The sequence below is a fragment of the Methylobacterium sp. A52T genome (assembly GCF_053346095.1).
Genome location: NZ_JBKFBI010000155.1, coordinates 1 through 13,595 on the forward strand (window position 1 = coordinate 1; position 13,595 = coordinate 13,595).

General features: G+C 72.3%; 12 protein-coding genes. 8 read left to right on the top strand and 4 right to left on the bottom strand.

The window, feature by feature from the left end; translation table 11 throughout:
* A partial coding sequence (locus ACLBYE_RS26165) for an adenylate/guanylate cyclase domain-containing protein (RefSeq protein ID WP_447696399.1) occupies positions 1-970 on the top strand: 970 nt, incomplete at its 5' end.
* 112 nt (positions 971-1,082) lie between these two features.
* A complete protein-coding gene (locus tag ACLBYE_RS26170; RefSeq protein ID WP_020096021.1) occupies positions 1,083-1,322 on the top strand; it encodes a hypothetical protein in 240 nt (79 codons plus the stop codon).
* Positions 1,323-1,441: 119 nt separating this feature from the next.
* On the opposite strand, the gene ACLBYE_RS26175 is transcribed toward ACLBYE_RS26170, so the two are convergent.
* The 4 genes from ACLBYE_RS26175 to ACLBYE_RS26190 all read right to left on the bottom strand — a co-directional run bounded on the left by ACLBYE_RS26175 (position 1,442) and on the right by ACLBYE_RS26190 (position 7,469).
* Complete coding sequence (locus ACLBYE_RS26175) at positions 1,442-2,383, bottom strand: NAD(P)-dependent oxidoreductase (protein ID WP_447696400.1); 942 nt, start codon at positions 2,381-2,383, stop codon at positions 1,442-1,444.
* An 88-nt stretch (positions 2,384-2,471) separates the two neighbouring features.
* The gene (locus ACLBYE_RS26180; protein WP_447696401.1) at positions 2,472-4,991 is read right to left on the bottom strand and encodes a putative bifunctional diguanylate cyclase/phosphodiesterase; all 2,520 of its coding nucleotides are present in this window, start codon (positions 4,989-4,991) and stop codon (positions 2,472-2,474) included.
* Positions 4,981-6,438 carry a cytochrome P450 gene (locus ACLBYE_RS26185; protein ID WP_447696402.1) on the bottom strand — a complete coding sequence of 486 codons (1,458 nt, stop codon included), beginning with the start codon at positions 6,436-6,438 and terminating at the stop codon, positions 4,981-4,983. The genes ACLBYE_RS26180 and ACLBYE_RS26185 overlap by 11 nt, the downstream gene beginning before the upstream one ends.
* Positions 6,439-6,605: 167 nt before the next feature.
* Positions 6,606-7,469 (bottom strand): trypsin-like serine peptidase, encoded by an 864-nt coding sequence (locus ACLBYE_RS26190; protein WP_447696403.1) that lies wholly within the window; start codon positions 7,467-7,469, stop codon positions 6,606-6,608.
* A 381-nt stretch (positions 7,470-7,850) separates the two neighbouring features.
* On the opposite strand from ACLBYE_RS26190, the gene ACLBYE_RS26195 reads away from it, so the two are divergent.
* The 6 genes from ACLBYE_RS26195 to ACLBYE_RS26220 form a co-directional block, all read left to right on the top strand.
* Complete coding sequence (locus tag ACLBYE_RS26195; protein ID WP_026605374.1) at positions 7,851-9,734, top strand: methanol/ethanol family PQQ-dependent dehydrogenase; 1,884 nt, start codon at positions 7,851-7,853, stop codon at positions 9,732-9,734.
* Between the two features lie 284 nt (positions 9,735-10,018).
* Positions 10,019-10,927, top strand: a complete 909-nt coding sequence (gene moxJ, locus ACLBYE_RS26200) for a methanol oxidation system protein MoxJ (RefSeq protein ID WP_447696404.1) — start codon at positions 10,019-10,021, stop codon at positions 10,925-10,927.
* 96 nt (positions 10,928-11,023) lie between these two features.
* On the top strand, positions 11,024-11,611 hold the full coding sequence (gene moxG / locus ACLBYE_RS26205) for a cytochrome c(L), periplasmic (protein WP_447696405.1): 588 nt from the start codon (positions 11,024-11,026) through the stop codon (positions 11,609-11,611).
* An 86-nt stretch (positions 11,612-11,697) separates the two neighbouring features.
* Entirely contained in the window at positions 11,698-11,988 is a 291-nt protein-coding gene (locus tag ACLBYE_RS26210; protein ID WP_100253600.1) for a methanol dehydrogenase [cytochrome c] subunit, read from the top strand.
* Positions 11,989-12,090: 102 nt separating this feature from the next.
* On the top strand, positions 12,091-13,122 hold the full coding sequence (locus tag ACLBYE_RS26215) for an AAA family ATPase (RefSeq protein WP_091683313.1): 1,032 nt from the start codon (positions 12,091-12,093) through the stop codon (positions 13,120-13,122).
* On the top strand, positions 13,119-13,595 hold a 477-nt coding region (locus ACLBYE_RS26220), incomplete at its 3' end, for a DUF58 domain-containing protein (protein WP_447696406.1). The genes ACLBYE_RS26215 and ACLBYE_RS26220, both read left to right, overlap by 4 nt.

The window sequence follows — 13,595 nt, forward strand, 5'->3', positions numbered from 1 at the left end:
GCCGGACGCCCCCCCCCGCACCGTCCCCCCCCGGCGGGGGGGCGCGGGCGCGGCGGCCCGCGCCTCGGTGGCGGACGGGCGCGGCAAGCAGGTGATGGACGCGATCCGCGACCGGGTGCGCCGCATGGAGGCGCACGAGGCGCGGCGGATGGAGCGGCGGCAGGCGGCGGTGTCGCGGATCGCCCTGGCCATCTGGGTCATGGTCGGGGCCCTGGCGGTGCTGTTCGTGCTGTTCGCCGTGTCGGCCCTGCGGGAGGCGACCCGGCGCAACCGGCTGTCGCGGTTCCTGCCGCAGGAGCTGGTCCTGCGGCTCGCCGACGGCGACGGCAGCCTGAAGGCCGGCCGCCGGCAGCACGCCGCCATCGTGTTCGTCGACATGCGCGGCTCGACCACCCTGGCCGAGAGCCTGGATCCGCACCGGCTCTCCGAGTTCCTGTCCGCCTTCCGGCGGCGGGTGACGCGCCTCGCCCGCCTGCGGGGCGGCGTGGTCGACAAGTTCATCGGCGACGGCGCCCTGGTGGTGTTCGGTCTGCCCGAGCCCCGGCCCGACGACGCCGCCCGCGCGCTCGCCTTCGCGCGGGACCTCGTCGCGGTGATCGCCCGCTGGACCGACAGGGCCGGACCCGCGCAGGCCGTGCGCATCGGTGTCGGCGTCCATTACGGCGAGGTGTTCTGCGGGATCATCGGCGAGGCGGCGCGCTACGAGTTCACCGTGCTGGGCGACGCCGTCAACGTCGCCGCCCGCCTCGAGCAGGCGACCAAGCTCCACGGCGTCCCGATCCTGGTCTCGGAGGCCGCGCGGCGGGCCGCGGGGGCGCCGGCCGAGGCGTGGCGCGAGGTCAGCCGCGAGCCCCTGCGGGGGCGCCGCGAGGGCATGGCCTACCACACGCCCGCCGCCCCGGGAGCGGCCGGTACCGGCCCCCGCCGGGAAGAAGATATCGGACGCTCGGCGGTCGAACCGGCCCTCTGAGAAGAACCTGCCTGTCGCGGGGATCGAATGGAGAACAAGCATCTCCCCGCGCAGCGAAATTCGAAAGACGTGTCCATTGCGAACGGGCCTGCCGAGGGCGACATTCGGCACCATGCGCAGCGCCTCTGAAAACCAGTCGCCGGCCTTCGATCCGTTCGGCGAGCCCGTCGCCGACGGCGTCGCCGGCGCCTGCCCGGCCACCTCGACCGGCGATCGCACGGCGCGGCGCGTCGGCGGTGCGGTGTTCTGGACGCTGGCGCTCGCGATCCTGGCCGGCCGCGTCTACGCCTACGATCTCCCGGCCGTGCAGGCCGTCGCCTCGCACGCCGCCCAGGTGCTCGCCCTGCGCTGAACCCCCGGTCGAGCCTGTCGAAGGCGACCCGCGCGGCGCGCAGGTTGCGCGGCCGCGCGCCGTTCCCGGAGAGCGAGGCCGCGGCTTCGGCCCGTGCGGGCCGCGGGGCCCCTCCCGGTTCAGTCCCCCTTGAGGTGGCGGCGGACGGCCTGGGCCGTGACGGCGGAGACGCGCACGTTCGATTCCTGCGTCACCCCGGCGATGTGCGGCGTGAGGATCAGGTTCGGCACGTCCGCGAAGACGGCGCCCGCCGCCGCGTCGAGGGGCTCGCGGTCGAACACGTCGAGCGCCGCGCCGCCGAGATGCCCGGACCGCAGGGCTTGCGCCACGGCGGCCTCGTCCACCACCCCGCCCCTCGCCGCGTTGATCAGGATCGCGCCCTTCGGCATCCGCGCCAGCGCCGCGGCGTCGATCAGGCCGCGGGTCCGATCGGTGAGCGGCACGTGCAGCGAGAGCACGTCGCTCTGCGCGATCAGCGCGTCGAGCGCCAGGGGCCGCACGGGGCCGTAGGCCGGGTTCCAGGCCGGGTCGTCCGCGGCCACGAAGGGGTCGTGGGCGGCGATTGCCATGCCGAGGGCTGCCGCCCTCCGGGCGGTCTCGCGGGCGATCGACCCGAAGCCGACGAGGCCGAGGCGCTGGCCGGCGATCTCGCGGCCCATCAGGGCGTTGCGCGGCCACGTCCCGGCCGCCACGCGGGCCGTGGCCCCATAGGCGCCGCGCAGGAGCAGCATCGCGGTGGCGACCACGTACTCGGCGACCGCGCCGTCGTTGGCGCCGGTCGCCGGGTAGACCGCGATGCCCCGATCCCGGCAGGCCGGGACGTCGATGTTGTCGAGGCCGACGCCGAGGCGTCCGACGACTTTGAGATCGCGGGCGGCGTCGAGCAGGGGGCCGCGGACCTGGGTCCGGTTGCGCACGATCAGGGCGTCGGCCTCCGCCACGGCGGCGGCGAGGTCTCCGGGCCGGTCGACGAGACCCGGATCGTACTGCACGTCGAGGCCGGCGAGCTCGGCCGCGATCGCGGCCTCGTCCATGAACTCGCTGATGACGACCTTGGGCATGGCGCGCCTGTGTCCCGGTTCCGCGTGGTCGTCTCCCGCTAGAGCCGTTCCGGCCCGCGTGGCAACCCGGATCCGGGCTCGCTCGCCCTCAGGCGACCGCGCGGACCGCCCGCTCGGTCGGGAGCGCCCGCCGGGGCAGGCTCTCGATCAGGCCCGGGATCTCCTCGGGCGGCCGGGCCGGGCTGTACAGGAAGCCCTGCGCGCTGTTGCAGCGCCGCAGCCGGAGCAGCTCGGCCTGCTGCTCGGTCTCGACGCCCTCCACGGTGACGTCGATGCGCAGGTCGCGGGCGATGACCATGATCGCCTCGATCACCGTCAGGCATTCGGGGCGGCCGCTCAAGTCGCGCACGAAGGCGCGGTCGATCTTGATCTTGTCGACCGGGAACTGCGTCAGGTAGCTCAGCGAGGAGTAGCCCGTCCCGAAATCGTCCAGGGCGATCCGCACCCCGAGCGCCCGCAGGGAGCGGAGATTGTCCAGCACGTGCGGCGTGTTGGCCAGGAAGATCGACTCGGTGATCTCGATCTCCAGGCGGTCCGGCGCGAGGCCGGTCTCGACCAGCACCGCCGCGACGTCGGCGAAGAAGTCGGGCCGGCGGAAATGGACCGACGAGATGTTCACGGCGACGCGCAGGCGCGCCGGCCAGGTCAGCGCCTCCGCGCAGGCCCGCCGCAGCGCCCAGCGCCCGATCGTGAGGATGAAGCCCGTTCCCTCGGCGATCGGGATCACCTCGGCGGGTGAGACGGGGCCGAGACCGGGCCGGGTCCAGCGGAGCAGCGCCTCGCAGCCGACCACCTGGCCGTCCTGCAGGCCGACCAGCGGCTGGTAGTGCAGCGCCATCTCGCCGTCGGCGAGGGCCTGGCGCATCGCCTCGTCGAGTTCGTGCCGGCGCTGGACGCGCACGTCCAGGTCGCGGTCGAAGCCCCGCCAGCGCCCCTTGCCGCCCTGCTTGGCGCTGTAGAGCGCGAGATCCGCCTTCCGGAGCAGGTCCTCGGGCTCGGTCGCGTCCGCGGGGGCGCAGGCGATCCCGACGCTGACGCCGATCTCCGCCCGGACGCCGTCGATGAGGTAGGGCTCGCGCAGGGTCGCGATCGTGGCCTCGGCCAGGGCCTGCGCGGCCGCGCCGTCCCGGCCGCGCTGCAGGATCGCGAACTCGTCGCCCCCGAGACGGAACGCCTGCGCGTCGGCCGGGAGCAGGGCGCGCAGGCGATCGGCGACCTGCCCCAGCAGGGCGTCGCCCGCGGCGTGGCCGATGCTGTCGTTGACGGTCTTGAAGCCGTCGAGGTCGAGGTAGAGCAGGCTGACCGTCGCGTCCGGGGCCGGTTGCGCGTTCTGCGGCGCGTGCTGCGGCGCGTTCTGCGCGGCGGCCGCGCAGGCCTCGGACGCGACGTCGTGGAACATGACCCGGTTCGACAGGCCGGTCATCGGGTCCCGGGTGGCCAGATAGGCGATGTGCGCTTCCGCCCGGCGGGCCTCGGTCACGTCGGAGCCGACGCCCCGGAACCCCGCGAAGCGCCCCTTCTGGTCGAGGAACGGCTTGCCGCTCAGCCGGAGCCAGCGCCGGCCGGCCGGCGTGTCGACGGCGATCAGGTGCTGGTGGAAGGCGACGCCCCGCCGCAGCCGGTCCACGAGGTCGGCGCTCTGATCGGCCTCGGGGGGCGCCTCCGCCCGGCCGGCGAGCAGCGCCGGGAACGAGGCGTGCTGGAGCCTCTGCACCGGGCAGGCCAGCACGTCCGCCATCCGGGTGGAGACGTGCTGGAACCGTCCGGTCCCGTCCGTCTCCCAAAGCCAGTCGCTGGCATTCGCCTCGAAGGCATTGAGCAGCAGCCCGATCGTCTCGCTCTGGTCCTCGACCCGCACGCGGTCGAGGATGCGCTGGCGCGACAGGCGGCTCATGCGGCTCACGCTCGTCACCACGAAGATCGCGTAGACGGCGAGCAGGAAGCCGATGCTGAGCGCGACCGGCTCCCCGGACCGGGCCAGCCCGACGAAGCTGCCGACGATGACCGGGACCGCGAACAGGTACGAGACCGACAGGAGCGGGCCGACCACGTAGGCGTCCGAGATCAGGCCGGCCACGATGGCGACGACGAGCAGCCGCGCGTCGCCGCCGGAGGGGGCGAACAGCACGACCGGCAGGGTCGCCCAGGCGAGGCCCAGAGCGAAGGCGAGGCCGGCGGAGATCCGGCAGCCCCACCGGACGGTGTGCGCCGAGGCGGTGTCGCCGTGGGTGCGCCAGTAGAGCCAGGTCGCGTAGGTCGCCGCCGTGATCAGCACCGCGACCACGGCGAGCAGGCCGAGGAGGTAGGTGTGCGAGGCCGAACCCCAGAAGAAGTACGCGACGGCCAGCGCGATGATCAGGTGCGTCACCGCCGAGTAGGTGGCGAGCTTCAGCGTCTCGTCGAGGAGCCCCGCGCGCACCTGCAGGCGGTAGCGGCTCGGCAGCGCCTCGTCGGCGTCGGGACCGAAGAGGCGGACGAGCAGCGATCCCGGCCGGCGGTCCGGCCAAGTCCCCCGCCGCGCGCCCGGCCCGGTCGCGCCCGCGGAGATCTCGGGCGGCGTCTCGGGCGACACCTCGAGCGACACCTCAGGCGGCATCTCAAGCGGCATGGGCCGCCCCCTGCCCGGCCCCTTGCTCGGCCCCCTGCCCGGCCCCGTGGCGGGGCGCGACCCTCATGGTCAGGCCGCCCCTGGGCCGCAGGGTCACGCGGAACTGCGCCGCCGGCATCTCGGCCGTCACCGGCCGGAGGCGGAAGGCGGGCAGCAGCGTCGCCAGGACGACGAGGCACTCGGTCAGGGCGAGGCCCATGCCGATGCAGACCCGCGGGCCGGCGCCGAACGGCAGGTAGGCGTAGCGGTCGCGCGCGGCGGCCCGCTCCGGCGCGAAGCGGCCCGGGTCGAACGCCTCCGGCCTGTCCCAGAGCAGCGCGTGCCGGTGCAGGGCGTAGACCGGCACGTGGACCGACTGCCCGGCCGGCACGACCGTGTCCCCGAGCCGGACCGGGGCCCGCGTCCGCCGCACGATCAGCGGGGCCGGCGGATAGAGGCGCATCACCTCGAGGATCACCTGGCGGGTGTAGGGGAGCCGGTCCACGAAATCGGGATCGGAGTCGGGATCGGCGCCGAGGCGCGCCATCTCGGCGACGACGCGCCCCTCCACCTCCGGGTGCTCGGCCAGGATCCGGAAGGTCCAGGCCAGCGCCAGGGCGGTGGTCTCGTGGCCGGCGGACACGAAGGTCAGCAGGTTGTCGACGAGGCTCGCCTCGGTGAGCGGCGCGCCGGTCTCCGGGTCCCGCGCCTGCAGCAGGAGGCCGAGGAGGTCGGAGCCGGGCTCGCCGCGGGCCCGGCGGCGCGCGATCGTGCGGGCGACCTCGCCGCGCAGGTAGCGCACCGCCTCCGCCCCGGCCCGGGACCCCGGATGCGGGACCCAGGCCGGCGCCCGCAGCATCTCCAGGGCGATCTTCCAGCTGGTCTGGCCGAGATAGGCGTCCATCGCGGCCCCGAAGGGCCCGACCTCCAGGTGGGGATCGCCCGACACCATCGTGGCGATGATGACGTCGAACGTCGTGCGCATCATCTCGCGCAGGATGTCCCGCTCGCTCCCGGCGGGATCGGCGTCGCGCCAGCGCACCCGCGTCGCCGCGGCGGCCCGGGCCATGGCCGGCACGAAGCTCCGGACCCGGTCCGGGCGGAACATCGGGGTCGCGGTCCTGCGCTGACGCCGCCAGTGGGTCCCGTCCGCGGTGAGGACCCCCGCGCCGAGGGCCGGGGCCAGCGCCCGGAGCATGAACGGCTCCCGCTCCAGCGCCTCGGCCTGGTCGACCATCAGGCCGCGGATGTGACCGGGATCGCAGACGTAGGTGGTCCGCTGGCCGAGGAAGCGGGTTGTCACCAGGGGTTGTGTGTAGATCTGCCGGGGCCAGGCCTCGATCAGGCTGCCCAGCATCGTGACGAGCACGGATGGCAGCGCGACCGCCTCGGCCACGCCCTCTGCCACGGCCGCCGCGAACGGCGGCCGTCCCGGCGCGCAGACCCTGAACGTTCCGACAGCGGGCATACCGGCTCCCTCGCGGGACCAGATTCGAGGTTCAACGTTAAGTTTTGGCTTGCCGCCGCGGCGCCGTCGAGGGCTTCCCCCGGCGCCGGGGCGGAAACCGCCGCCTTGCTTACCGGGAGCTTACCGGATTCCCGGGAGGCGCCGCGGACGCCCGGGGGCGGCCTTCCCTAGCGGTCCCGGGTCGCGCGGGCCTGAGCCTCGAGGGCCTCGTGGAGCCGGCCCTCGATCAGGAGGGCCGAGCCGTAGTGGAACTCGATGTCGAAGGCGTGGCGCTGGTTCATCGAGAGCGACGCGCTCTGCATCGCGATGAGATGGCCCTCCGCGTCGAACAGGCCCGAGCCCGATCCGCCGTAGCCGTCGTTGCAATCGTGGCGGGCGCGGCGGATCGCGCCCTCGCTCGGCGGATCGATCCGCCGGACGGCGCAGGATTCCCGGCTGCTCTGCCCCCGGTAGTTCTCGTGCCCGGCCGGTGAGACCATCGTCACCGGGAGCGTCAGGTCGCCGGTCGGAAGGGTGGGCGGGTCCGGGATCGGCTGCGGCCGCGCCTCGGCGGGCTCGGCGAGGCGCAGCAGCGCCCAGTCGTCGGTGATGTGCAGGCGCCGCGCCTCGGGCTCGACGCCGAGTTCCAGGATCTCGGGCACGAAGGCGTAGTTCCGGCCTGCTATCTGAAAGTAGCAGTCGGCCACGGTTCGAGTAACCTCCAGTTGTCGATTGCGGAAATTGTGCGCGTTCATCAGCACGAGGGACCGGCTCCCGATCAGCCACGCGGCGGCGGCCTTCTGGGGAATCCCGTCCGGGCGCCGGCACCACAGGACGCCCGCGCCGGGAAAGCGCTCCAGGTCGGCCCCCGTCAGCTCGCGCCGCCCGTCCTGCTGGTACAGCGCCGCGAGACGGCGTTCCCCGCCGGTCCCGGCCGCCAGGGCCGCAGGCGCCAAGGTCGCGGGTGCCAGGACCGCGGGCGCCAGGGCGAGAGCCGCCCAGCAGGCGGCCAGCGCCGGAGAGCGGGCCGCGCAGCCCGTGACATGACCCATGGCGTCCTCCCGGGACGGGTCGGCGGACGGCTCCGGGCCCGCACGCCCGCGTATCGTTTCCACCTGTCTGGCCCACCTGTCTGGGATGGCGGCCGGCTCTCGGTCAAGGTCTCCGTGATCTTACCAGATCTCCGGTGTTCTGTTGCCAAATCGTCCCGAAAAGAAATGTTTCGTTTTGCAAAGACACGCATTACAAGCCGTGCGAATAATCAAGTGGCGCACAACGATAATAAGTCTTTCATAAGCTCAGCGAATACTGGAAATAGGCCGGTTATCGCGACGCTGGAGGCGGATTTGTCGGTGAAAGTCGTGTCGCCATCGAATCGACACCACGATGACTGCGAGGCCAAACGGCGTGGCAGTCCGGCGAGGAGACGCAGGATGATCAGGCTCCGGAATTCCGTCTCGGCATTGGCGATCATGGCGCTCGCGCCGGTCGCCATGGCGGGCGTGGCGCAGGCCAACGACAAGCTCGTCGAGAAATCGAAGAGCGACGAGAACTGGGTGATGCCCGGTAAGAACTACGACTCGAACAATTACAGCGACCTGACGCAGATCAACAAGAGCAACGTCAAGCAGCTCAAGCCGTCCTGGACGTTCTCCACCGGCCTGCTCAACGGCCACGAGGGCGCGCCGCTCGTCGTCGACGGCGTCATGTACATCCACACCTCGTTTCCCAACAACACCTTCGCCCTCGGCCTCGACGATCCGGGCAAGATCCTCTGGCAGGATAAGCCCAAGCAGAACCCGGCCGCGCGCTCGGTGGCCTGCTGCGATCTCGTGAACCGCGGCCTCGCCTACTGGCCCGGCGACGGCAAGACCCCTGCGCTGATCCTCAAGACCCAGCTCGACGGCAACGTCGCCGCCCTCAACGCCCAGACCGGCGAGACGGTGTGGAAGGTCGAGAACTCCGACATCAAGGTCGGCTCGACCCTCACGATCGCCCCCTACGTGGTGAAGGACAAGGTGATCATCGGCTCCTCGGGCGCCGAGCTCGGCGTGCGCGGCTACCTCACCGCCTACGACGTCAAGACCGGCGCGCAGGTCTGGCGCGCCTACGCCACCGGCCCGGACGAGGACCTGCTGCTCGCCAAGGACTTCAACATCCACAACGCCCATTACGGCCAGAAGGGCCTCGGCACCTCGACCTGGGAGGGCGACGCCTGGAAGATCGGCGGCGGTACCAACTGGGGCTGGTACGCCTACGATCCGGGCACCAACCTGATCTACTTCGGCACCGGCAACCCGGCGCCGTGGAACGAGACCATGCGTCCCGGCGACAACAAGTGGACGATGACGATCTTCGGCCGCGACGCCGACACCGGCGAGGCGAAGTTCGGCTACCAGAAGACGCCCCACGACGAGTGGGACTACGCCGGCGTCAACGTGATGATGCTGTCCGACCAGAAGGACAAGGACGGGAAGATGAGGAAGCTCCTCACCCACCCGGACCGCAACGGCATCGTCTACACCCTCGACCGGACGGACGGCACGCTGGTCTCGGCCAACAAGATCGACGACACCGTCAACGTGTTCAAGTCGGTGGACCTGAAGACCGGCACGCCGGTGCGCGATCCGGAATACGGCACCCGGATGGACCATCTCGCCAAGGACATCTGTCCCTCGGCGATGGGCTACCACAACCAGGGTCACGATTCCTACGACCCGAAGCGGCAAGCCTTCTACATGGGCATCAACCACATCTGCATGGATTGGGAACCCTTCATGCTGCCCTACCGGGCGGGTCAGTTCTTCGTCGGTGCGACGCTGAACATGTATCCGGGCCCGAAGGGTGACCGGCAGAACTACGAGGGCCTCGGCCAGATCAAGAGCTACAACGCCATCACCGGCAAGTTCAACTGGGAGAAGATGGAGCGCTTCGCGGTCTGGGGCGGCACCACCGCCACCGCCGGCGACCTCGTCCTCTACGGGACGCTGGACGGCTTCATCAAGGCGCGCGACTCCGACAACGGCGACCTCCTCTGGAAGTTCAAGCTCCCGTCGGGCGCCATCGGCTACCCGATCACCTACACCCACAAGGGCACGCAGTACGTCGCCATCTACTACGGCGTCGGCGGCTGGCCGGGCGTGGGCCTGGTGTTCGACCTCGCCGACCCGACCGCCGGTCTCGGCGCGGTGGGCGCCTTCAAGAAGCTCGCCAACTACACCCAGATGGGCGGCGGCGTGATGGTGTTCTCGCTGGACGGCAAGGGCCCGTACGACGACCCGAACGTCGGCGAGTACGCGCAGCACGCCGCCAAGTAAGGGCCGCGCGGCAGGCCTCCGAGCGAGGCCCGCCCGACGACCTCCCACCTGACGACCTCCCGCCGGCCCGACGGGCGGGGGGGGCTCGGGGGGGGTCCCCGCGGGCGGGGGGGGGCGCCGGCCCCCCCCCCCCCCCCCCCCCCCCCCCCCCCGCCGCCCCGCGCGCCGGCGGGATCTCGGGACGGATCCGAGCGGGCGGGGCGGCGCCATGCCCCGCCCCTCCGGCCCCTCCGGCCCCGCCGGACACGCCACAAGAAACGCTTCGACAACAGGGATAGACGTCCATGCCGCGCCCGCGCGCACGCATCCTGGCGGCCCGCTTCGCCGCCGTCCTGACGCTCGCCACCCTGGCCGCCGGGCCGGTGGCGGCCCAGGAATCCGAGGCCCAGGCCATCCAGTCGGATCCCGGCAAGGCCCCGGCCGCCCCGCCGGCCGACCCCGCGACCCTGCGGATCTGCGCCTCCGAGAAGCAGCCGCCCCTCTCGATGAAGGACGGCTCCGGGCTCGAGAACCGCGTCGCGGTCGCCGTCGCCGAGGCGATGGGGAAGAAGCCCGTCTTCGTCTGGCTCGAGAAGCCCGCGATCTACCTCGTCCGCGACGGCCTGGAGAAGCGGACCTGCGACGTGGTCGTCGGCCTCGACAGCGACGACCCGCGGGTGCTGACCACCCGGCCGTACTACCGGAGCGGCTACGTCTTCATCACCCGCGCCGACAAGGATCTCGACGTGAAGTCCTGGTCCGACCCGCGGCTCAAGACCCTCGACCACATGGTGGTGCCGTTCGGCTCCCCCGGCGAGGCGATGCTCAAGGATATCGGCCGCTACGAGGAGGACATGGCCTACCTCTACTCGCTGGTGAACTTCCGCTCGCCGCGCAACCAGTACACCCAGATCGACCCGGCCCGCATCGTCAGCGAGGTCGCCAACGACAAGGCCGATGTCGGCGTCGCCTTCGGCCCGGACGTGGCCCGCTACGTCAAGAATTCCCCGACGCCCCTGCGCATGACGCTGGTCCCGGCCGACACGGTCGGCAGCGACGGCCGCAAGGTCCCGCAGGTCTTCGACCAGTCGATGGGCGTGCGCAAGGACGACGAGGCCCTGCGCAAGGCCCTCGACGCCGGGATCGAGAAGGCCCGGCCCGCCATCGCGGCGATCCTCAAGCAGGACGGTGTGCCGGTCGTCGCCTCTAACTGAGGCTGCCCCACCGAGACCACCCCACCGAGACCGGCCCACCGAGACCGGCCCGGCGCGTCCGGGCCATCGATCAGGACATCAGGACCCGCTCAACAGATGCACATCGTACGTTCGGCCCGCGTCGCCCTTCTCACCCTCGCCGTGGCGATGCCCGCCGCGGCCCGCGCGCAGCCCCAGGCCGGCCCGCAGACCGGCATCGTCTTCCGCAACACCATCACCGGCGAGGCGATGGACACGGCCGAGGGCAAGCCGGGCGGGCGGGACACGCAGGCGGTCAAGACCTTCTTCCAGACCGGCAAGAACCTCTACATCGACGACAAGTCCTGCCTGCGGAACGGCGAGAGCCTGTTCCTGACCTCGTGCTCCGGCTGCCACGGCCATCTCGGCGAGGGCAAGGTCGGGCCCGGCCTCAACGACGATTACTGGACCTACCCGGCGAACACGACCGATGTCGGCCTGTTCGCGACCCTCTGGGGCGGCGCCAACGGCATGATGGGACCGCACAACGAGGATCTCAATCCCGACGAGATGCTGCAGGTCATCGCCTGGATCCGTCATCTCTACACGGGCCCGGTGAAGGATGCCGAGTGGCTCACCGACGAGCAGAAGAAGACCTACAAGCCCTTCAAGGAGGGCGAGACCTTTGCCAAGGACGTGCCCGGCCAGTGCAAGCCGCTGGACTAGCCGTTCTCGGCAAGTCGCGCCCCGCGCAAGACGGGGCGAACCGGCGGCCCGACCGGCCGCCCCAGGAAGAGACGGAGGAATCTACGATGCGCACAGTGATCACGGCGGCGATGCTGATCGCGGGGGCGGCCTTCGCGGTGCCGGCGCTGGCCTACGACGGCCAGACCTGCAAGGCGCCGGGCAATTGCTGGCAGCCGAAGCCCGGCTTCCCCGAGAAGATCGCCGGGACCAAGTACGATCCCAAGCACGACCCGAAGGAGGTCAGCAAGCAGGCCGAATCCATCAAGCAGATGGAGGAACGCAACAGGAAGCGGATCGAGAACGCCAAGAAGACCGGCAAGTTCGAGTACGACGTCGCCAAGATCTCTTCGAACTGATCGCGACCGATCCGACCGTCCTGGGGCCGGCCCGCGCCGCGGCGCCGGCCCGCAGCGACGCTCGGCAGCGCACGCCGCATCGACACGCGCAGGCACCGCCATATGAACACCCTCCGTTCCGGAGACACGATGCTCACCGACTGGCGGGCGGCGGCGGCCCGCTTCGAGGCGGAGGTCGCCAAGGCAGTGGTCGGGCAGGAGCGGGCGATCCGCCTCGTGACGATCGCGATCTTCGCCCGCGGCCACGTGATGCTCGAGGGCGATGTCGGCGTCGGCAAGACCACCCTGCTGCGGGCGGTGGCCCGGGCGCTGGGCGGGGCCTACGAGCGCGTCGAGGGCACGGTCGACATGATGCCGACCGACCTGATCTACCACACCTATCTCGGCCCGGACGGCCGCCCGCGGGTCGATCCCGGCCCGGTCCTGGCCCGGGCCGAGGATCTCTCGGTGTTCTTCTTCAACGAGATCAACCGGGCGCGGCCGCAGGTCCACGCCCTGCTGCTCCGGCTGATGGCCGAGCGCAGCGTCCAGGCCTTCGGCCGCACCTACGCGTTCCCGAACCTGCAGGTCTTCGCCGACCGCAACCGCGTCGAGCGCGAGGAGACCTTCGAGCTGCCGGCCGCGGCCCGCGACCGCTTCCTGATGGAGATCGGGCTGGAGGCGCCCCGGGACGCGGCGGTGCGCCGGAGCTTGGTCTTCGACCCGCGCTTCCACGACACCGACGCCCTCGTCGGCGCGGTCGCCGAGGGCGTGCTCGACCACGCCCGGATCGGCGGCATCGCGGCCGCGATCCAGCACGCCGTCCGCGCGGAGCCGTCGATCGAGGCCTACGTGGTGGCCCTCTGGGACGCGCTGGTCCGCCCCGCGGAGGCCGGGATCCGGCTCCCGGGCCTCGACACCGCCACCCTGGTGCAGGGGGGCGCCTCCCCGCGCGGCGTCGCCTTCCTGGTGCGCGCCGCCCGGGTGCGGGCGTGGCTGGAGGGCCGCGAGTGGCTGGTGCCCGAGGACGTGCGGGCGGTCTTCACCGAGGTGATGGCCCACCGCGTCTTCCTCGAGCCCGTCCACGAGCTGCAGCGCGGCGCGATCGTGCCCGCCCTGTGCCGGGCCGCGTTCGAGACGGTGCCGGCGCCGTGAGCGACCCGCGCACGGCCGACATCGTCTACCTGCCGCGCTGGCGGCCGCGCGGCAGCCGGGCCGGCCTCCACCGGGGGCGCGACGCCGGCGGCGCCGGCCCGTTCCGCGATCAGGTGCCGTTCCTGCAACTGCCGGACGCGCGCCGCATCGACCTGCGCGCGACGCTGCGCGACCCGTTCGAGGGCGTGCATGTCCGCCGCTTCGAGGCGCGGACCGCGGTCGAGACCTGGGTCCTGGTCGATCTCTCGGCCTCGATGGGCTTCTCCGGCACGGCCGATCGGGCGCGGCTCACGGGCGATCTCTGCCGGGCGCTGGCCGTCTCGGCGACCCGGATCAGCGACGGGTTCGGCCTGATCGGCTGCGACGAGACCCTGCGCGACGACCTCACCCTGGCCGCCACCCGCCACCGGGGCGCGGCCGTCGCCGCCGCCGAGCGGGTCGCGGGCGCGCCGCGCGCGGGGCGCGGCTGCGCC